General features: G+C 71.4%; 20 protein-coding genes. 8 read left to right on the forward strand and 12 right to left on the reverse strand.

The features are described 5' to 3' along the window. Positions 1-305 precede the first annotated feature (305 nt). From RWH44_RS02805 to RWH44_RS02825, 5 genes are all read left to right on the forward strand, one after another. The gene (locus tag RWH44_RS02805) at positions 306-1,598 is read left to right on the forward strand and encodes a branched-chain amino acid ABC transporter permease (RefSeq protein WP_316003399.1); all 1,293 of its coding nucleotides are present in this window, start codon (positions 306-308) and stop codon (positions 1,596-1,598) included. Positions 1,599-1,609: 11 nt separating this feature from the next. Continuing rightward, on the forward strand, positions 1,610-2,590 hold the full coding sequence (locus RWH44_RS02810) for a branched-chain amino acid ABC transporter permease (RefSeq protein WP_316003400.1): 981 nt from the start codon (positions 1,610-1,612) through the stop codon (positions 2,588-2,590). After that, on the forward strand, positions 2,583-3,515 hold the full coding sequence (locus RWH44_RS02815) for an ABC transporter ATP-binding protein (RefSeq protein ID WP_316003401.1): 933 nt from the start codon (positions 2,583-2,585) through the stop codon (positions 3,513-3,515). The genes RWH44_RS02810 and RWH44_RS02815 overlap by 8 nt, the downstream gene beginning before the upstream one ends. Next, positions 3,515-4,294, forward strand: a complete 780-nt coding sequence (locus tag RWH44_RS02820; RefSeq protein WP_316003402.1) for an ABC transporter ATP-binding protein — start codon at positions 3,515-3,517, stop codon at positions 4,292-4,294. The genes RWH44_RS02815 and RWH44_RS02820 overlap by 1 nt, the downstream gene beginning before the upstream one ends. Positions 4,295-4,401: 107 nt before the next feature. Continuing rightward, positions 4,402-5,124, forward strand: a complete 723-nt coding sequence (locus tag RWH44_RS02825; RefSeq protein ID WP_316003403.1) for a hypothetical protein — start codon at positions 4,402-4,404, stop codon at positions 5,122-5,124. Between the two features lie 163 nt (positions 5,125-5,287). On the opposite strand, the gene RWH44_RS02830 is transcribed toward RWH44_RS02825, so the two are convergent. From RWH44_RS02830 to groES, 3 genes are all read right to left on the reverse strand, one after another. After that, positions 5,288-6,571, reverse strand: a complete 1,284-nt coding sequence (locus RWH44_RS02830) for an ABC transporter substrate-binding protein (RefSeq protein WP_298871352.1) — start codon at positions 6,569-6,571, stop codon at positions 5,288-5,290. Between the two features lie 304 nt (positions 6,572-6,875). After that, complete coding sequence (rarD, locus tag RWH44_RS02835) at positions 6,876-7,817, reverse strand: EamA family transporter RarD (protein ID WP_316003404.1); 942 nt, start codon at positions 7,815-7,817, stop codon at positions 6,876-6,878. A 181-nt stretch (positions 7,818-7,998) separates the two neighbouring features. Continuing rightward, positions 7,999-8,295 carry a co-chaperone GroES gene (gene groES, locus RWH44_RS02840; RefSeq protein WP_013583903.1) on the reverse strand — a complete coding sequence of 99 codons (297 nt, stop codon included), beginning with the start codon at positions 8,293-8,295 and terminating at the stop codon, positions 7,999-8,001. Between the two features lie 132 nt (positions 8,296-8,427). Between groES and RWH44_RS02845 the strand changes: the two genes are divergently transcribed. After that, positions 8,428-9,615 carry a THUMP-like domain-containing protein gene (locus tag RWH44_RS02845; protein ID WP_316003405.1) on the forward strand — a complete coding sequence of 396 codons (1,188 nt, stop codon included), beginning with the start codon at positions 8,428-8,430 and terminating at the stop codon, positions 9,613-9,615. A gap of 20 nt (positions 9,616-9,635) precedes the next feature. Here RWH44_RS02845 and RWH44_RS02850 read toward each other — a convergent pair whose 3' ends face one another. From RWH44_RS02850 to tsaB, 4 genes are read right to left on the reverse strand one after another with little or no spacing between them, the layout of a single operon-like run. Further along, positions 9,636-10,085: a hypothetical protein gene (locus tag RWH44_RS02850; protein ID WP_316003406.1), complete on the reverse strand. Its 450-nt coding sequence runs from the start codon at positions 10,083-10,085 to the stop codon at positions 9,636-9,638. Further along, complete coding sequence (gene tsaD / locus RWH44_RS02855; RefSeq protein ID WP_316003407.1) at positions 10,082-11,179, reverse strand: tRNA (adenosine(37)-N6)-threonylcarbamoyltransferase complex transferase subunit TsaD; 1,098 nt, start codon at positions 11,177-11,179, stop codon at positions 10,082-10,084. The genes RWH44_RS02850 and tsaD overlap by 4 nt, the downstream gene beginning before the upstream one ends. Next, the gene (gene rimI / locus RWH44_RS02860; protein WP_316003408.1) at positions 11,179-11,703 is read right to left on the reverse strand and encodes a ribosomal protein S18-alanine N-acetyltransferase; all 525 of its coding nucleotides are present in this window, start codon (positions 11,701-11,703) and stop codon (positions 11,179-11,181) included. The genes tsaD and rimI overlap by 1 nt, the downstream gene beginning before the upstream one ends. Then, positions 11,703-12,335: a tRNA (adenosine(37)-N6)-threonylcarbamoyltransferase complex dimerization subunit type 1 TsaB gene (gene tsaB / locus RWH44_RS02865; RefSeq protein ID WP_298871338.1), complete on the reverse strand. Its 633-nt coding sequence runs from the start codon at positions 12,333-12,335 to the stop codon at positions 11,703-11,705. Before tsaB ends, rimI begins: the two co-directional genes overlap by 1 nt. 75 nt (positions 12,336-12,410) lie before the next feature. Between tsaB and RWH44_RS02870 the strand changes: the two genes are divergently transcribed. Continuing rightward, positions 12,411-13,367, forward strand: coding sequence for an alpha/beta fold hydrolase (locus tag RWH44_RS02870; RefSeq protein WP_298871336.1), 957 nt, complete (start codon positions 12,411-12,413; stop codon positions 13,365-13,367). A gap of 23 nt (positions 13,368-13,390) precedes the next feature. Here the strand turns inward: RWH44_RS02870 and tsaE are convergent, their stop codons facing one another. From tsaE to coaA, 5 genes are all read right to left on the reverse strand, one after another. Continuing rightward, positions 13,391-13,894, reverse strand: coding sequence for a tRNA (adenosine(37)-N6)-threonylcarbamoyltransferase complex ATPase subunit type 1 TsaE (gene tsaE, locus RWH44_RS02875; protein WP_298871333.1), 504 nt, complete (start codon positions 13,892-13,894; stop codon positions 13,391-13,393). After that, positions 13,891-15,012, reverse strand: a complete 1,122-nt coding sequence (gene alr, locus RWH44_RS02880) for an alanine racemase (protein WP_316003409.1) — start codon at positions 15,010-15,012, stop codon at positions 13,891-13,893. The genes tsaE and alr overlap by 4 nt, the downstream gene beginning before the upstream one ends. Continuing rightward, positions 15,009-15,455 (reverse strand): holo-ACP synthase, encoded by a 447-nt coding sequence (locus RWH44_RS02885; RefSeq protein WP_316003410.1) that lies wholly within the window; start codon positions 15,453-15,455, stop codon positions 15,009-15,011. The genes alr and RWH44_RS02885 overlap by 4 nt, the downstream gene beginning before the upstream one ends. A 266-nt stretch (positions 15,456-15,721) precedes the next feature. Beyond that, complete coding sequence (glmS, locus tag RWH44_RS02890) at positions 15,722-17,572, reverse strand: glutamine--fructose-6-phosphate transaminase (isomerizing) (protein WP_298871323.1); 1,851 nt, start codon at positions 17,570-17,572, stop codon at positions 15,722-15,724. Between the two features lie 114 nt (positions 17,573-17,686). Continuing rightward, positions 17,687-18,640 (reverse strand): type I pantothenate kinase, encoded by a 954-nt coding sequence (coaA, locus tag RWH44_RS02895; protein WP_298871319.1) that lies wholly within the window; start codon positions 18,638-18,640, stop codon positions 17,687-17,689. 124 nt (positions 18,641-18,764) lie between these two features. Here coaA and RWH44_RS02900 point away from each other — a divergent pair, with 124 nt between their 5' ends. Beyond that, positions 18,765-19,694 (forward strand): Ppx/GppA phosphatase family protein, encoded by a 930-nt coding sequence (locus tag RWH44_RS02900; RefSeq protein ID WP_316003411.1) that lies wholly within the window; start codon positions 18,765-18,767, stop codon positions 19,692-19,694. Positions 19,695-19,920 lie beyond the last annotated feature (226 nt).

The following is a 19,920-nucleotide window of genomic DNA, read 5'->3' on the forward strand; positions in this document are numbered from 1 at the left end:
CTCCTGCGCGCGCGGCGCCTGCTCGAAAAAAGGACGACGTCGGCCGGGGCGCCCGGGAAGCGCTCCGCCTGGAATTCTAAAGCGTCGAAGCGGCCCGAAATGTTCCCGGAGGGCTGGCCGCTGCGCGCAGGGCCCATGACACGGTTCGCTAACGACCCGCTCCGCGAAACACCGTCGACACATTACGCTCGTAGCGTCGACCGTCGAAGCTGACGGGACGACTTCGTCAGCGCTGCCGAACTGGAGACTCCGTGGGTCATTCCTCCCCCACCGCGATACGATCGCGCACCATATCCCGACTGGCCGTGATCGTCGCGCTCTTCGCGAGCACGATCGCCGTCCTGAGCCTTTTCCTCGCGTCACCCGCCCACGCCCAGACGACGACCGCCCCCACTCCCGCCGCCTCGGCGGGGACGGGCGACGTCTCGACCCAGTACACGATCGGCGGCATCATCCGCGCCGGCGACGAGCCGGTCGAGGGAGTCGAGATCAGTGTCGAGGGCTCCGGCTTCTCGGAGATCGGCACCACGGGCACCGACGGTCGCTGGGCGGTCGCGGTCCCCGGGCCGGGCGCCTACACGGCGACCCTGCAGGTCGACACCCTCCCCGACGGCGTCGCCCCGCGCGATCCCGACAACGTCACGCGCGACGTGACGATCGGCACGACCAACACGGTCAACGTGCTCTTCCCCACCGGTGAGGGCACGGCCGCCGCGGGCTCCATCTGGGACACGCTCTTCTCGCGCTTCTTCTACGGCCTCAACTTCGGCCTGCTCCTGGCGCTCGCCGCGATCGGCATCTCGCTCATCTTCGGCACGACGGGCGTGAACAACTTCGCCCACGGCGAGATGCTCACCTTCGGCGCGATCATCTTCTACGTCTTCACGGCGATGGGGTGGAACATCCTCCTCGCGATCCTCCTGACGGTCGCCCTCTCGGCGGCGCTGGGATGGACGCAGGATGCCGTGCTGTTCAAACCTCTGCGCAAACGCGGGGTCGGTCTCGTCCAGGTGCTCATCGTGACGATCGGCCTCTCGATCGTCCTGCGTTACCTGTACCTGTACTTCTTCGACGGCGGCACGCGCAACATCGACACCGGCATCACCGACAACGTCACGATCGGCCCGGTGACGGTCACCCTCACCTCGATCATCAGCATGGGCATCAGCGTCGTGATGCTCGCTCTCGTGGCGTACTTCCTGACCCGCACCCGTATCGGCAAGGCCACCCGCGCCGTCAGCGACAACGCCTCGCTCGCCGCGGCGTCGGGAATCAACGTCGACCGCGTGATCCGGATCGTCTGGGTGCTCGCGGGCGCCCTCACGGGTCTGTCCGGCGTGCTGTACGGCCTCTACCGCGGCGTCACGTGGGACATGGGCTTCGCCATCCTGCTGCTGCTGTTCGCGGCGGTCACCCTCGGCGGTCTCGGCAGCGCGTTCGGCGCCCTCGTCGGATCGCTCATCATCGGCATCATCACGGAGTTGTCGACCATCGTCATCCCACCCGACCTGCGGTACGCGGTGGCCCTGATCGTGCTCATCGGCGTGCTGCTCTTCCGGCCGCAGGGTGTGCTCGGTCGTAAAGAGCGGATCGGTTGAGGTAGAACGACATGGACTGGCTTTCGATCTTCAACAACGCCGCGGGCGAGCTCATCAGCCCGACCACCGCGGCCTACGCCCTCGCCGCCATCGGCCTGAGCGTGCACTTCGGCTACGCGGGGCTGCTCAACTTCGGTCAGGCGGGCTTCATGGCCGTCGGCGCCTACGCCTTCGCCATCGCGACCCTGTCGTTCGCGGCCCCCGTGTGGCTCGCGATCCTCGTCGCGATCGTCGCGTCGGTGCTCTTCGCCTTCCTCCTCGGCATCCCGACTCTGCGCCTGCGCGCGGACTACCTGGCGATCGTGACCATCGCGGCCGCCGAGATCGTCCGGTACGTGGTCTCCACCGTGGGGCTCACGAGCGTCACCGGCGGCTCGCAGGGTCTGAACGGCTACAACCGTGAGTTCCAGGCGATCAACCCGCTGCCGGCGGGCACGTACGGCATCGGGCCGTGGACGTACTCCGCGAACGACTGGTGGGTGCGCCTGTTCGGCTGGGGCCTCGTCATCATCGCGACGATCCTCGTCTTCATGCTCATGCGCAGCCCCTGGGGCCGTGTCGTGAAGGGCATCCGCGAAGACGAGGACGCCGTGCGCAGCCTCGGCAAGAACGTGTACTCCTACAAGATGCAGGCGCTGGTCCTCGGCGGCGTCATGGGCGGACTCGCGGGCGTGGTGTTCATCCTCCCCCGCGCCGTGCAGCCCGGGAACTACGGCACGGCCCTGACGTTCTTCATCTGGACCGCGCTCCTGCTCGGCGGAGCGGCCACGCTCCTCGGCCCGATCGTGGGCGCGATGCTCTTCTGGGTGCTGCTCTCGCTGTCGAACGGCATCATCGTGGGACTGCGCGACGTCGGCATCCTGGGCTTCATGTCCAGCACGCAGACGGGCCAGGTGCGCTTCATCCTCGTCGGCATCGGACTGATGCTCCTGGTGATCTTCCGACCGCAGGGCATCTTCGGCAACAAGAAGGAGCTGTCGTTCAATGTCTGACACGACCGTCACCCATCCTCTCGTCAAGGGAGAGGTCCGGCCCGGCTGCGAGAAGGTCGACCCGATCGTCGTCGCCGACAGCGTCACCCGCCAGTTCGGCGGTCTGAAGGCGGTCGACGTCGAGCACCTCGAGATCCCCCGCGGGCAGATCACGGCCCTCATCGGCCCGAACGGTGCCGGAAAGACGACGCTGTTCAACCTGCTCACCGGGTTCGACAAGCCCAACACCGGCCGCTGGAGCTTCGAGGGCTCGAACCTCGCGAGCGTCCCCGCGTTCAAGGTGTCGCGCCGCGGAATGGTGCGCACCTTCCAGCTGACGAAGTCGCTCGGCCGTCTCACGGTGCTGCAGAACATGCTGCTCGGCGCCCGCGGGCAGAAGGGCGAGAACCTGTTCCGCGCCCTCATCCCGGGCATCTGGCGCTCCCAGGAGGCCGCCAACACCGAGCGGGCCGACGACCTGCTGCGCCGGTTCAAGCTGGATGCCAAGCGCGAGGACTTCGCCGCGTCGCTGTCGGGCGGCCAGCGCAAGCTGCTCGAGATGGCGCGTGCGCTCATGAGCGACCCGAAGCTCGTCATGCTCGACGAGCCGATGGCCGGTGTGAACCCGGCCCTCACGCAGAGCCTGCTCGGCCACATCCTCGACCTGAAGAAGGAGGGGATGAGCGTGCTCTTCGTCGAGCACGACATGCACATGGTGCGTCACATCTCCGACTGGGTCGTCGTCATGGCCGAGGGCCGAGTGGTGGCCGAGGGCCCGCCCGAGACGGTCATGAGCGATCAGGCCGTCATCGACGCCTACCTCGGCGCGCACCACGACACCGACCTGGGCGACATGACCACGTCGCAGCTCGAGACCATCCAGGCCGAGGCCGCCGCGGAAGCGGAAGCGGAGCTCATCGCCGACGAGAAAGACGGAAAGCTCTGATGACCGACACCACCGCCACGCGCACCGCGGTCCTGCGGACCGACGACCTCGTCGCCGGCTACCTCCCGGGCGTGAACATCCTCAACGGGTGCACGGTCGACGCCTACCAGGGCGACCTGATCGGCATCATCGGTCCGAACGGCGCCGGCAAGTCCACGCTGCTGAAGGCCATCTTCGGTCAGGTCAAGATCCGCGGCGGTGCCGTGCTGCTGAACGGCGAGGACATCACCGCGCTCAAGGCCGACAAACTCGTCGGCAAGGGCGTGGGGATGGTCCCGCAGAACAACAACGTGTTCCCGAGCCTGTCGATCGAGGAGAACCTGCAGATGGGGCTCTTCCAGCGCCCCAAGGTCTTCGCCGAGCGCTTCGAGTTCGTCACGGGCCTGTTCCCCGAGCTCGGCAAACGGCGTCGTCAGCGCGCGGGTTCGCTCTCGGGCGGCGAGCGCCAGATGGTGGCCATGGGCCGCGCCCTCATGATGGACCCCTCGGTGCTGCTGCTCGACGAGCCGTCGGCCGGCCTCTCGCCCGTGCGACAGGACGAGACGTTCCTGCGCGTGGCCGAGATCAACCGCGCCGGCGTGACGATCATCATGGTCGAGCAGAACGCCCGCCGCTGCCTGCAGATCTGCCACCGGGCCTACGTGCTCGACCAGGGCAAGGACGCGTACACGGGCACAGGTCGCGAGCTGCTCACCGACCCCCGCGTCATCGAGCTGTACCTGGGCACCCTCGCCGCCGACGAGGACGCCAAGCGCGACGGCAAGGGGTCCGAGGCCTGATCCGGCGCCGATACATCGCGAGTGCGGCGCTCACCCTGGTGGGCGCCGCACTCGCGGCATGTTCGGCCTCCTCCTCGCCTCCCGCGTCGTCGCTCGAGGTCGCCCTGGTGCAACAGCGCGGAGACATCGCCGTCGGTCGCGTACAGCTGCGCGTGACGAACACCTCGGACACCGCCACCACCCTCACCGCGGCCTCTTTCACCTCCCCCGTCCTCGCCGGTTCGGCGGAGTGGAATGCCGTGAGGCCGACGACCCTCGCCCCGGGCCGCACCGTCGACCTCCCGGTCCTCCTGCCCGCCATCCGCTGCACCGATGACGCTCAGGCTCCCGAGGCGACCTTCACCGCGGGCGGAGTGACCGCGACCGCGCCCCTGGCCGACGAGCTCGACGTTCTGCGGCGCGCGAGCGCCACGGCGTGCGACCGCGACGACCTGGCATCCGTCGTGCAGGTCCGGGCCACGAGTGCCGCAGCCGGACCCGGCGGCTCGATCCTGATGCGCGTGGCCGTCGAGCCCGTGCCGGAGGGCCAGGGCACGGCCGACCTCGTCGCGCTGCGCGGCACGGTGCTCCTGCGCTTCGCCGCCGGGGCGGAGGCTCCCGTGGGGCTGAGCGTGGCCGCGGGCGATGCGCCGTCGGTCGTCGAGATCGCCGTGGTGCCGCAGCGGTGCGACGCGCACGCCATCGCCGAAGACAAGGTGGGGACGCTCTTCGACCTCGTCGCCCGGGTCGACGGGCGCGAGGTCGTGGTGCCCCTCGAGCGGTCGAAGGACGTCGCCGACGCGCTGCTCGCTCTCACCGCCGAGGTCTGCGGCCTCACTCCCACCCGCTGACGGCCCGCAGCGACGCGCGGCCTCGCCTCCGCGGGCTGCGTATCCGCGCCGGTGCGCCCGCGCGGCCTCTGCCGACGTCACGACGAGGCGCCCGGACCCCCGGGCCTCGGACACGCGAAAGGGCCCGGATCCTCGCGGATCCGGGCCCTCGCGTGGGGTCGGGTCACTCGTTGAGCGAACCGAACTCCGTGTTCAGCAGGGTGTACTTGTTGTCGGCACCGTACTGGTAGATGCCGATGTACGCCTCGGTCGGGTCACCGTTCTCGTCGAAGGTGATCGGGCCGGAGACACCGTCGTAGTCGATGTCGGTACCGGCGTTGATCAGCTTCAGGCAGTCGGCGAACGTGGTGCACTTCTCGCCGCCCTCGGAGACCGACTGCAGGTTGTCGCGGATCGCGGTGCCCGAGTCGTCCTTCGCCTGCGCCGCAGCGAGGGCCGCGACGATGACCGCGTCGTAGGACTCCGGAGCGTAGCTGTAGTCGGTCAACGCGGGGTCGACCTCCTTCAGACGCGACTGGAAGTCGGTGTCGGCGGGGTTGCCGGGCAGCGTGCCCTTGGCGCCCTGGAGGGTGCCGGCCGGGAACTCGTACGAGTTCGACAGGTTGCCGTCGACGAAGTAGACCTTCGACGCCGCGTAGCCCTGCGTGCTGACCAGCTGCGGGATGATCGAGGAGGTCTCCTCGAAAGCGATGACCGCGATCGCGTCGGGCTGGGCGGCGAGCAGCTCGTCGACCTGCGACGTGAAGACCGTGTCACCCGGGTTGTAGGGGACCGCGACCGAGACCTCGCCACCGGCGGCCTCGATGGCCGTCGTCGCGTTGTCCTTCAGGCCGATGCCGTACGGGTCGTTGATGTAGATGATGCCCACGTTGGCCGCACCGTCTCCGACCATCAGGTTGCCGAGCACGCGGCCCTGCAGCACGTCGGAGGGCGCCGTACGCCAGTAGTACCCGTCGTCGGCGTAGGTGGTGAAGTCGGGCGAGGTGTTGGCGGGCGAGATCTGCACGACGCCCGCGTTGACCAGCTGGTCGACGAAGGTGAACGAGACACCCGACGAAGCCGCACCGATGACGACGTCGGCGCCGGCGTCGACGAGTTCCGTCGCCGACTGGGTCGCGATGTCGGTCGTGGTGTCGCCCGAGTCGCGCTCGGTCAGCTCGGTCGTGAAGGGGAAGTCGCTGCCCGTGGCCTCGATGTCCTTTATCGCCAGCTTGACACCCGCGACCTCGGGCGGGCCGAGGAAGGCGAGGTTACCCGTGGCCGGGAGGATCGTGCCGACGTGGAACGTGCCGTCGGCCTCGGACACGGCGCCGCCGCCCGACGATGCACTCGGTGCGGCGGCGTCGCTGCCGCCGCCGGAGCATCCGGCGAGGACGAGCGCGCTGGCGCCGACCAGGGCGATGCCGCCGAGGATTTTGGCGCTGCGCGTGCGCGGAAAGACGTTCATAGTGCTCCTTGCTGTGAATGAACGTTGGGCGACCCAATGGGCCACCTGGTGACCTAAACCTAATCGTCGGCGCATTTTCCGCGTGTTGCCGTTCGTTAACGATGTGCGTCGAAGCGATCACGGCCGCATAACGGTTGGGCTCGCGTCTTGACGGCATCCCGAAGAGTGCACGGATCGTCGGACCGGGAACGAAAGAGCGGCCGGTTCCGGCAGCGTCACGGGAATGCGAGAGGGAATTCCGGCGCGACGCTCTCGAGGCACCCGACGACGTCCGTCGAGCGGACGGGTAGTGCGTCGTTCCCCGTCAGACCGGCTCGACCACGTCGTCGAGCACGCGCCGCTGTCGCCGGGCGGCCATCACGGAGTCGACGCTCAGCATCACCAGCGCTACCCAGACGAGGGCGAACCCCACCCACCGCTCGGTCGTCATGGGCTCGTGCAGCACCCACACGCCGATGGCGAACTGGATGATCGGCGCGACGAACTGCAGCAGACCGATCACCGTCAACGGCACCCGTCGGGCGCCCGAGGCGAACAACAGCAGGGGGACGGCGGTGATCGCCCCCGCCAGCAGCAGCAGCACCGTGTGCAACGTCCCCGCCGTCCCGAGCGTGATCCCCGTGAGGTTCGCGACGAAGATCAACTGGATGACGGCGACCGGCAGCAGCCACATCGACTCGAGGGTCAGCCCGCTCACGGCATCCACCGCGGGACCGATCTGCTTCTTGACCAGGCCGTAGAAGCCGAACGAGAACGCCAGCGTCAGCGCGATCCACGGGAAGGCGCCGTACCCCACGACGATCACGACGACCGCCGCGACGGCGACGCCCACCGCGATCCACGGCAGCACCCGCAGCCGCTCGCGCAGCACGACGACGCCGAGCAGCACCGTGACGATCGGATTGATGAAGTACCCGAGGCTGGTCTCGATGACGTGTCCGGTGAGGGCGCCGAAGAGGTAGGTCTGCCAGTTGACGTAGATCAGCACACCGGCCACCGCGGTGAGCACCATCAGCCGCGGCTGCCGCACGATCGCGAGGAACGGCCGCCACGCGCGCAGCACGGTGAGCAGCAGCAGGCAGAACACGAAGGCGAGGACGATGCGCCAGGCGACCACCTCGAAGGGGCCGGTCGGTTTCAGCTGCAGGAAGTAGATGGGCAGCACGCCCCACAGCAGGTAGGCACCCAACGCGTACAGGGCGCCGCGGGTGCTCCCACCGGTCGGAGCGGAGGGAGCGGGGGTCACCGACACAGCCTACGCGCGCCCTCGACGCCGCGACGGTCGCGCACCCGCGCATTCCTGCCATCGCAAGGCGACGTCGACGCCCCCGCCCCCGCCGGAACGAGTCCGGGCCCGACCGCCGACACGCGGGAACGACGAAGGCCCCGGATGCCGAGCACCCGGGGCCTTCGATCCAGTCACGCGATCAGCGGACGACGACCGCCAGGACGTCGCGAGCCGAGAGCACGAGGTACTCCTCGGCGCCGAACTTGACCTCGGTGCCGCCGTACTTGCTGTAGAGCACGCGGTCGCCGACGGCGACGTCGAGGGGGACACGGTTGCCGTTGTCGTCGATGCGGCCGGGGCCGACGGCGACGACTTCGCCCTCCTGCGGCTTCTCCTTGGCGGTGTCGGGGATGACGAGACCACTCGCGGTGGTCTGCTCAGCCTCGACCTGCTTGATGACGATACGGTCCTCGAGCGGCTTGATGGAAACCGACACGGTCTACCTCTTCTTTCTCGTTACAGAAGACTTGTCAGCACTCACGCGGGGAGAGTGCTAATCCGAGTGTAGAGAAGCGCTGGCACTCATGCAACGCGAGTGCCAGCACACTCACCCGCCTAGGCTGAATCGGTGGATACCAGCGAGCTGACCGCCCTGCTCACGCCCGACGGCCTGCGCCTGCTCGACGAGCTCGGCCCGGTCGCATCCACCGACGACGCCGCCCGTGCGGTGTCGCGGCTGCGGGCGGCCGGTCACTCCCCCGACCTCGTTTCGGCGGTCGTCGGTCAGTCGCGGCTCCGCGTCCGCGCGGCCGCGAAGTTCGGCGCGTTCGCCGACCGCATGCTCTTCACCCGCGCCGGCCTCGAGCAGGCCACGCGCCTGTCGATCGCGGCGCGGCACGCGGGGCGGTTCCGTGCCGCGGGCGTGGAGAGCGTGGCCGACCTCGGCTGCGGCATCGGCGGCGACGCGCTCGGGCTGGCGGGGCTCGGCATCCGGGTGCACGCGGTCGACGCCGACGAGGTGACCGCCGCGATCGCGGCCTACAACCTCGCCCCCTTCGGCGAGGCCGCGACGGTGGCGCACGCGCGCGCCGAAGACGCCGACCTGACCGGGATGGATGCCGTGTGGCTCGACCCCGCGCGCCGCACCGCGGGTCACTCCGAGACGCGGCAGGTCGCCTCCGGCGAGTGGTCGCCGTCGCTCGAGTGGGTGTTCGAGCTGCTGCGCCGCACCCCGGGCGGAGTCAAACTCGGGCCCGGCTTCGACCGCTCGCAGATCCCCGACGACGTCGAGGCGCAGTGGATCAGCGCCGACGGCTCGACCATCGAGCTGGTGCTGTGGGCGGGCGCGCTCGCCCGCGACCACGTGAGGCGTGCGGCTCTCGTGGTGCGCGGCGGCGACGCGTGGGAGCTCACCGCGCCGGCGGACAGCCCCGACGCCGAGCAGCGGGAGCTGGGCGCCTTCGTGCACGAGCCCGACGGCGCGGTCATCCGCGCCCGGCTCATCGGCGAGGTGGCGCGCGCGCTCGAGGCGGGGATGCTCTCGCCGCAGATCGCCTACCTCACCTCCGACACTCCCCTCACGAGTCCCTTCGTGCAGTCGTTCCGCGTGCGGGAACAGCTGCCCGCCGACCCCAAGAAGCTCGCGCAGGCCCTGCGGGCGCGCGGGATCGGCACGCTCGAGATCAAGAAGCGCGGCGTGGACGTCGACCCGGCCGTGCTGCGCAAGAAGCTCTCGCTCCGCGGCGACGAGGCCGCGACGCTGCTCCTCACCCGCGTGGGGTCCACGCGCCTGGCTCTGCTGGCCGACCGCGTCTGACCCCGGCGGCAAACGGCACCTCAGCGCACGGCGAGCTGCGAGAAACCCCAGATCAGCCACCCGGCGCTGAACACGACGGCCAACAGCGACAGACACAGCGCCCAGACGGCCACGCGCCGACCGTCGTGCGGGCGTCGCAGCGAGATCGCGGCGAGGATCGTCCCGATCACGCCCAGGGGAAGCAGCCACCCCGTGATGAGCGCCGCGGCGAGCGCGAGGATCGCCACCGCGAGCGCCCACGGCGCCAGCGACCGCGGGGGTGCGGGCGCGGGCGGGACGTACGGGATCAGGTGGTCGCCGAACGCCGCCATCTCGAGCTGCGCGGTCGGAAGGCGTTCCGGGTCGTCATCCGCGATCTCCGGGCGCTCACCCGCAGGCACCATCCACGGACGGCGCGGGTCGATCGGAGCAGCCGCGGGCTCGGGCGTCTCTTTGCGCGCCCGGCGTGTGGGCGGCGTCTGATCGGTCATGGCGCCGGGGTCTCGGCATCCGGGGCCGGGGCGTCGGGGTCTTCGGCGACCTGGATCTCGGTCACGGGCAGGGTCGAGTCGGCGCCGAAGGCGAGGGTCGAGGGGCGCCGGCCCGACGCGATGAGCTCGGCCGCGAGAGCGGCGATCATGGCGCCGTTGTCGGTGCACAGCCGCAGCGGCGGGATGCGCACGGCGACCCCCGCCGCAGCCGCGCGCTCGAGCGCGACGTCGCGCAGGCGCTTGTTCGCGATCACGCCCCCGCCCAGCAGCAGCCGGGGCACGCCGTAGCGCACGCACGCGTCGAGGGCCTTGGTCACGAGCACGTCGACCACGGCTTCGCGGAACGACGCCGCGACATCGGCCACGGGCACCGGCTCACCGGTGGCCTCGTGCTGCTCGACCCAGCGGGCGACGGCGGTCTTGAGCCCCGAGAACGAGAAGTCGTAACGGTGGGATGCCATGTCGGACGCGCGAGAGAGTCCGCGCGGGAAACGGATCGCGGCGGGGTCGCCGGTCGCCGCCGCGCGGTCGATCTCGGGACCTCCGGGGTACGGCAGCCCCAGCAGACGCGCGACCTTGTCGAACGCCTCGCCCGCGGCATCGTCCATCGTCTCGCCCAGCAGCTCGACGTCGCTCGTGAGGTCGCGGACGAGCAGGAGCGAGGTGTGGCCCCCGCTCACCAGCAGGGCGACGGTGGGGTATTCGAGCTCACCCGCCTCGGCATCCAGGATGTCGGCGGCGATGTGGCCCACGAGGTGGTTGACGGCGTAGAGCGGCTTGTCGAGCGCGACGGCCAGGCCCTTGGCCGCGCCCACGCCGACCATGAGCGCTCCGGCGAGTCCCGGACCGCTGGTCACGGCGACGGCGTCGAGGTCGGCGAGGGTCACGCCCGCCTCGGCGAGAGCGGCGTCGATCGAGGGCTGCAGGGCTTCGAGGTGAGCGCGAGCCGCGACTTCGGGGACCACTCCGCCGTAGCGGGCGTGCTCGTCCATGCTCGAGGCGATGGTGTTGCTCAGCAGGGTCCGGCCCCGCACGATGCCGATCCCGGTCTCGTCGCAGCTGGTCTCGATTCCGAGCACGAGGGGCGCGTCCATCAGCACCATCCCTTTCCGGTGGAGGTCGCGGGGTCGGATGCCGCGACGCCCATGGTCTCGGCCCGCCGTGCCGCCCACCCCCGCAGGTCGAGCTGCATCACGATCGCGTCCACGTCGTCGGGCTGGTAGTACCGGGGGCGGCGGCCGACCTCGGCGAAGCCCTCCGACGCGTAGAGCGCCTGCGCCACGGGATTGTCGGCGCGCACCTCGAGGAAGACGTCGTGCACGCCGCGGCGCGCGGCCTCGTCGAGCAGCGTGTTCAGCAGGGCCCGACCGCGCCCGCGTCCGCGGGCCGCCGCCGAGATCGCGATGGTCTGGATGTCGGCATCCCGAGCCCCGCGCACCGCACGGAGACCCGCATAGCCGACCAGGCGCCCGGCCTCCTCGACGACGACGTAGAAGCCGTGCGGTGAGGCGAGCTCCTCGCGCATCATCGCCGCGCTCCAGGCGTCGGTGGGGAACGACGTGCGCTCCAGGTCCATGATCGCGTCGAGGTCGGCGACCGCGGCCGCCCGCGTCGACATCAGCTGACCCTCTTCGGGGCGTGCGCGGCGACCACGTCGGGGCTGCGCAGGTAGAGCGGCTCCGTCCCGGCGAGCGTGCGGTCGGCGTCGAGAGCGCGCGCGGCGACGAGCGCGATCATCGCGGCGGACACGCTCGTGGCGTCGTAGCGCCGCGCGCCGGCCTCGTCGAGCCGCGCATCGAGCTCGTCCCGCGGGCTGAGGGCGGCGTCGGAGAGGCGCACGGGGAGTCCGTCGTCGTCGAGGCCGTCGTACACGCTGAAGGCGAACTCGCGTCGCCGCGCGTCGGTCACCACCGCGAATCGCCCGGTGTCGGTGCCGGTGAGGGCGTCCGCGAGCAGGACGCCCAGCGCGACGCCGTCGTGGCTGGGCACCGGCACGACCGGAACGCCGAGGCCCAGCGCGTAGACGCGCGCCGTGGCGATGCCCACCCGCAGTCCGGTGAACGGGCCCGGGCCCATGCCCACCGCGACATGGGTGGGAGCTGCGGCGACGGACGAGGCGCGGCGCAACAGGTCGCCGATGACCTCGGCGTGCCCGAGGGGGTTGGCGCTCTGTTCGTCGGCGAGCACCTCCCCGTCGCGCGTGATCGCCGCGACAGCGGTGCCGAGCGAGGTGTCGATGCCCATGATCACCGTTCCAGGGTATCCGGCGCCTTCCTCCCCCGAGCGTCGCGGCATCCACCGCTCCCTCCGCTCCGAACAAGGGACATGGATGCCATGGCCCTCGGGCTGCGCCGGATGGTCGTCCCCACGGGGGTCGGCCCCATCGTCGTGCGCGCCGGCAGGGCATCGGGCAGCCCCGTCGCGACCGTGATGCTGCACGGCGCGGCGGGGTCGTGGGCCACCTGGGCACCGATGATCGCCGCGTCCGACGACCTCGGCCTGCCCCTCTCCGACATCGTCGCCATCGATCTACCCGGGTGGGGCGAGTCGCCGGGTCCTGTGCCCGCGCCCGCCGACCTGGCCGTCGCCGTCGCGGCGGTCGCGCGTGCGCTGGGCTACCCCCGCTGGCGCATCGTGGGCCACTCGCTGGGCGGCGTGATCGCGCTCGACGTCGCCGCGCGCTTCCCCGCCGAGACGGTCGCCGTGGGCGTCGTCTCCCCGAGCGGCGCGGGTGCCCGTGCGGTGACGCGTCGTCCGCTGGCCGGCGGAGTCCGGCTGCCCTGGCTCGCGGGCATGGTCCTGGCCATGCGCATCCTGCGAGCGCTCGGCCCCCTCGCCCGCCCGCTGCTGCAGCTCCTGCGCCGCACGGGGTCGCTGCGGACACTCGCCCGGCCGTTGTTCCGGCATCCGGAGCGCGTCGATCCCGCCGTGACCGCGGCCCTCGCCGATGAGATCCGCCCCTCGGCCTTCCTCGCCGCCGCGCGCATGTCGCGTACCCACGACGACGGCGTCTGGCGCCGCATCGTCTGCCCGGTCCGCTCGGTCCACGGCGCGCACGACGTCTTCGTCGCCGCCGCCGACTCGCGGGCCTGGGCGCGCCTCATGCGCGACTACGACGACCGCGTCCTGGGCGACAGCGGGCACTTCGCCCACGTCGAGCAGCCCGTCGAGACGCTGCGCGCACTGCGCGAGGTCTGGGCGGCCGCGCGGACCCCGCAGCTGCCGCGATCACGCCGCCGCACCACCGAATCCCGGCGCGGACGGGCGACCCCGAAGGTCTGACCCGAGGCGCCGAGGGAGACCCGTCAGGGACGGCGGGAGATCGTCACGGTGCGCGGAGCATCGGCGTCCAGTTCGACCGTGTGCACGGCGATCTCGCCGCACGCATTGTCGACGCCGCGTCCCCCGGTCTGCCGCGAGATCTCGATCTCCCACCACGTGTCGGCGAGGTACTCGGCGACTCCGCGCCCCCACTCCACGATCACGGCGCTGTGGGCGACGTCGATGTCGAGGTCGTCGAGCTCCACCGCGGCGCCCAGACGGTAGGCGTCCACGTGCACCAACGGTGTCCCCCCGACCAACGAGGGATGCGTGCGCGCGATCACGAAAGTGGGGCTCTGCACCGGCCCGCGGATGCCGAGCCCTTCGCCGATGCCACGGGTCAACGTCGTCTTGCCGGCGCCGAGCGGGCCCGTGAGCACCACGACGTCGCCCGGCTCGAGCGCCCGCCCGATCTGCCGGCCCAGCTCCTCCATGTCGGCGGGGGCTTCGACGACCCGTTCGCCGAGCACCTCTTCCGGAACGCTCACGCGTGCACCTCCCGTCGGGGAACGCGCGGCCCCACGCGCGTGACGATCTCGTAGTCGATCGTGTCGGCGGCATCCGCCCAGTCACGAGCCGAGGGCGCACCCAGCGTCGGGTCGCCGAACAGCACGACCTCGTCGCCCACGGCCACGGGGTGATCGCCGACGTCGACGACGAACTGGTCCATCGCGATGCGTCCCGCGACGGTGAAGCGCCGGCCGTTGATCGACACCGGGCCCCGGCCCGAGGCCTGCCGCGGGACGCCGTCGGCGTAGCCGAGGGGCACCAGTGCCAGCGTCGTGTCGGCGGGCGTGCGGTAGTCGTAGCCGTACGACACCCCGGTGCCCGCCGGAACCCGCCGCACGGCCGCCACCGCGCCTCGCAGCGTCATCGCGGGGCGCAGCCCGAGGTCGGCCGGGGTGCGGTCGGCGAGAGGCGAGACGCCGTAGAGCCCGATGCCGATGCGCACGCAGCCCAGGCGCGCCTCCGGAAGCGCGATCGCGGCGTTGGTCGCGGCGATGTGCCGCAGCGGCGGCTGCAGCCCCATCGACGCCGCCAGCACCACGCCCTCCTCGAACCGGGCCAGCGCCGCGCGGTCGTCGTCCAGGCTCGTGTTCGACAAGTGCGAGAACAGCCCGACCACGCGCAGACGGCCGATGCGCTCGAGGCGGGCCGCCTCCGAGAACACCGTGCGCCAATCGGCCGGGGCGACCCCGTTGCGCGAGAGCCCCGTCTCGATCTTCAGGTGCACGGCCGCGGGGCGGTCCTCCGTCGCCGCCTGACCCGCGCGCAGCAGCTGGTCGAGGTCGGAGATCCCCAGCTCGATCCCTTCGCGCACCGCCTCGTCGAACGACGCCCCCGGGGCGTGCAGCCACGCGAAGATCGGAGCGCGGATGCCCGCCCGCCGCAATGCGAGCGCCTCGGCGATGTCGGACACGCCGATGCGCGTGGCCCCGCCGCGCAGCGCGGCGACCGCCGCCCGATGGGACCCGTGTCCGTAGCCCTCGGCCTTGACCACGGCGATGACCTCGGCGCCCGTGAGCGCGCGCAGGTGCCGGACGTTCTCGGTGATCGCGTCGACGTCGATGAGCGCTTCGCGCAGCACGCCCGGTGCCATCTTCATGCGGTGTCCTCTCGGGCCGGAACGGGAACGGATGCCGCGGCGGTGCCCTCCGCGGCGACGGCGGGCGCCGCGTGCGCCGGTGTCGGCGGTGCGACCGCCTCGGCGATCACGTAGGCCGTCGCGAGCCCCGCGTCGTGCGACATCGACAGGTGCAGCGCGGTGATCCCTCGAGCGGCGACGGTCGCCCCGGTCTCGCCCCGCACGACGAAGACGGGGCGGCCCGAAGGCTCCGAGGCGATCTCGATGTCGGTCCAGTGAACGCCGTCCGACCCGCCGAGCGCCTTGATGAGCGCCTCCTTCGCGGCGTACCGCGCAGCGAGCGACCGGGGCTTGAGGATCCGTTCGGACGGCGCGAACAGGCGCGTGAGAAGCCGAGGTGTCCGCGCGAGGTGCTCCTCGAACCGCGGCACGTCGACGAGGTCGACCCCGATTCCGACGATCATGCGGCCTCCTCCCGGCATCGGTGTCCATTCTGCCGGTGTCCGCCGACATCGAGCGCCGCACGGGGTCGCGCCTGGCTGCGGGCGCGTGCCGGGGACGACCTCCCGCGGGTATTCCGCGCGGACGACCTCCGGCACCGAGTCCGCGCGGCGCCGGCGTCCCGCGCCGCGACCGCGGACCGCCCGCCGCTCCGCCCGAGCGACCGTCTCGAGCAGAGACGACGAAGGGGCCGGATGCCATGGCATCCGGCCCCTCGCGATCAGCGGTGTTACTCGACCGTCACCGACTTCGCCAGGTTGCGCGGCTGGTCGACGTCGAGACCCTTGGCCTCCGCCAGCCCCATCGCGAAGATGTGCAGCGGCACGACGGCGAGCAGCGGCTCGAAGAGGGGAGCCGCGAGCGGGATGCGCAGCACCTCGTCGGCGGCGGGGAGCACGGCGACGTCGCCCTCCTCCGCGATCGCGATAACGCGGGCACCGCGTGCGCGGATCTCCTCGATGTTCGAGACGACCTTCTTGTGCATCTCGCCCGAGCCACGGGGGCTCGGCACGACCACGAACACCGGCTGACCGGGCTCGATCAGGGCGATCGGACCGTGCTTGAGCTCGCCGGCGGCGAAGCCCTCGGCGTGGATGTACGCGAGCTCCTTGAGCTTCAGCGCGCCCTCCAGCGCGATCGGGTAGCCGACGTTGCGGCCGAGGAAGAGCACCGAGCGGGTGTCGGCCATCCAGTGCGCGAGCTGCTCGATGCGGGTCTGCTCCGATTCGAGCACGCGCGCGATCTTCCCGGGCACCGCCTCGAGCTCGGTGACGGCCTCGACGGCGACGACGGGGTCGATCGCTCCGCGCACCCGCCCGACGTGCAGGGCGAGCAGGTAGAGCGCGGTGATCTGCGCGACGAACGCCTTCGTCGAGGCCACGGCGACCTCGGGGCCGGCGTGCGTGTAGACGATGGCATCCGACTCGCGCGGGATCGTGGCGCCCTGCGTATTGCAGATCGAGAGCGTCTTCGCACCGCGGGAGCGGGCGTACTTGACGGCCATGAGGGTGTCCATGGTCTCGCCCGACTGGCTGATCGACACGACGAGCGTGCGGGGCGAGAGCACCGGGTCGCGGTAGCGGAACTCGTGCGCGAGCTCAACGTCGACGGGCACGCGCGTCCACGTCTCGAGCGCGTACTTGCCGACCATGCCGGCGTAGGCGGCGGTGCCGCAGGCGATGACGAGGATGCGGTCGATGTCGGCGAGGAAGTCGTCGAGTCCCTCGAGCTCGGGGATCTCGACGCGGCCCTCGTGGATGCGGCCGCGGATGGTGTTGGCGACGGCCTCGGGCTCCTCGGAGACCTCCTTGGCCATGAACGACGACCAGCCGCCCTTCTCCGCCGCGGAGGCGTCCCACGTGACTTCGAAGGCCTCGACCTCGACGGGGGCGCCGGAGAAGTCGGTGACCTCGACGCCGTCGGGGGTGATCGCGACGATCTCGTCCTGGCCGATGGCGAGGGCGTTGCGGGTGTGCTCGACGAAGGCGGCGACATCGGAGCCGAGGAAGTTCTCGCCCTCGCCGAGGCCGATCACCAGCGGCGAGTTGCGGCGCGCACCGACGACGAGACCGGGGTGGTCCTCGTGCATCGCGAGCAGCGTGTAGGCGCCCTCGAGGCGCGAGACCACGGCGCGGAAGGCGGCGACGAGGTCTTTCGAGCGGGCGTACTCGCGCCCGATCATGACCGCCGCGACCTCGGTGTCGGTCTCGCTGCGGAAGGTGAAGCCCTCGCCGACGAGCTCGCTCTTGAGCTCGGCGAAGTTCTCGATGATGCCGTTGTGGATGACGGCGAGCTTGTCGTCGTCGGCCAGGTGCGGGTGCGCGTTGGCGTCGGTGGGGCCGCCGTGCGTCGCCCAGCGGGTGTGTCCGATGCCGGTCGTGCCGTTGGGCATCGGCGAGGTCTCGAGGTCGTCGCGCAGCACCGCGAGCTTGCCGGCGCGCTTGCGCATCCCGAGAGCACCCTCACCGTCGATCACGGCGATGCCGGCGGAGTCGTAGCCCCGATACTCCAGACGCGACAGACCCGCCAGAAGGATGTCCTGGCTCTGCCGAGGACCCACGTAACCGATGATTCCGCACATGGTCCCCGAGTCTACGCGGCGGGGCTGGGTGAACCCCGCCGCCGCCGCCCGTGCCGCGACGGACGCCGATCCGCTCGGCGCGGGGTGCCGTTCGCGCGAGGACGCGGAGCCGGCTCAGAGCTTGCGCAGCAGCACCGACTCGACGGTGTGGTCGGCGCCCTTCTGCAGCACGAGCTTGGCGCGGTGGCGCGTGGGCAGCACGTTCTCCTCGAGGTTGGGCAGGTTGATGTCGCGCCAGTAGCCCAGGGCGCGTTCCACCGCTTCCTCGTCGCTGATGTCGGCGAAGACGCGGAAGAAGGAGGTCGGGTTGGTGAAGGCGTTGTCGCGCAGCGCGAGGAAGCGCTCGACATACCAGCGCTCGATGTGGGCGGCGTCGGCATCCACGTAGATCGAGAAGTCGAACAGATCGCTCACCGCGACCTCGTTCGGCGACGGCGGCGGCTGGAGCACGTTCAGCCCCTCGACGATCACGACATCGGGACGGTGCACGCTCACGTGCGCGTCGGGCATGATGTCGTACCGCACGTGCGAATAGAACGGCGCCCGCGCCTCTTCGGCACCGGATTTGACCTCGCTCAGGAACTCCACGAGGGCCCGGCGGTCGTACGACTCGGGGAAGCCCTTGCGATCCATCAGCCCGCGGCGCTCGAGCTCGGCGTTCGGGTACAGGAACCCGTCGGTGGTGACCAGCTCGACGCGCGGGGTGTCGGGCCAACGGCTCATCAACTCGCGCAGGAGGCGGGCGATCGTGGACTTGCCGACCGCGACCGATCCCGCGACCCCGATGACGAAGGGGGTCGTGGCATCCGGTTCGCCGAGGAACTCGCTCGTGTCGGCTCCGAGGCGACGCGTGGCCCGGGCGTACAGGCTGAGCAGGCGGCTGAGCGGCAGGTACACCTCCGCCACTTCGCGCGGGTCGAGTCGGTCGCCGATGCCGCGCAACTGCACGATCTCGTTCTCGGTGAGCGGCTGCGCGATTCCGCCGGCCATACGGGCCCAGTCGTCGCGGTCGATCTGACGGTAGGGGCTCAGCGACGGTGCAGGAGCGGCTGTCTCGGCGGCGGACACCCGCTCATGCTACCGGCGGTGCGCCGTCGCGCCGCCAAGCAGCCGACCGCGCCGGCGGGCTGTGCCCGCGGCATCCGGATCCGCCCCCGCCGACGACGCGCCGGTCCCCCACTACGCTCGGACCGTGCGCCTCGGAGTCCTCGACATCGGTTCCAACACCGTCCACCTGCTCGTCGCGAACGCGCGCGCCGGGGGTCGCCCCACGGCCACCACCTCGCACCGCTCGGTCCTGCGCCTCATGCGCTACCTGCTGCCCGACGGGTCGATCTCCCCCGAGGGCGTACAGGGCCTCGTGGATGCCGTGACCGCCGCCTGCGAGCGCGCCCGCGCCGAGGGGGTCGACGAACTGCTCGCCACCGCGACGTCCGCGGTGCGCGATGCGACGAACGGCGAAGAGGTCATCGCCCTGATCGAGGAGGCACTCGCCCAGCCCCTGCAGGTGCTCGGCGGCGAGACCGAGGCACGCTTCACCTACCTCGCCGTCCGGCGCTGGTTCGGGTGGTCGGCCGGCCAGATCCTGCTGTTCGACATCGGCGGCGGCTCGCTCGAGATCGCGGGCGGCGCCGACGAGCTGCCCGATCTCGCCGAATCGGTGCCGCTGGGCGCCGGACGCTCGACGGTGCAGTTCCTGCCGCACGATCCCCCGAGCGACGCCGAGATCGACGCGCTGCGCCAGCACGCGGCATCCGTCCTCGCGCCCGTGGCCGAGCGCTTCGCCGCGCTCCCCCGCCCCGACCACGTCATCGGGTCGTCGAAGGCCATCCGTTCGCTCGCCAAGCTCGCCGGATACCCGGTGCCCGGCTGGTCGGGGATCGACCGCATGGTGCTGCCGCGCAAGGAGCTGAAGGACTGGATCCCGCGACTCGCGCGCATCCCGGCCGACGCGCGCGAGGCCCTGCCGGGCATCACCGCCGACCGGACGTTCCAGATCGTCGCCGCGGCCATCGTCGTCGAGCGGGCGATGAAGGCCATGGACGTCGAGGAGCTCGAGGTCTCCCCGTGGGCGCTGCGCGAGGGCGTGCTGCTGCGCTACATCGAGGCGCTCGAGTACTGACCCCGCGCCCCGTCGCGCCCCCGACGGGCCTCTCCGCACCGACCGGGACCCGCCCACCGACCCAGGCCGGACCACCGAAGCGAGGTCCCTGAGCCCGTCGAAGGGACCGGACCCCGCCCCGGACGCCCGCCCGGGACCGGCCCACCGACCGAGGTCCCTGAGCCCGTCGAAGGGACCGGACACCGCCCCCGGACGCCCACCCGCACCCACCGACGACGAAGGCCCA

The organism is Microbacterium phycohabitans (assembly GCF_032464935.1).
In the GTDB taxonomy this organism is placed as follows: domain Bacteria; phylum Actinomycetota; class Actinomycetes; order Actinomycetales; family Microbacteriaceae; genus Microbacterium; species Microbacterium phycohabitans.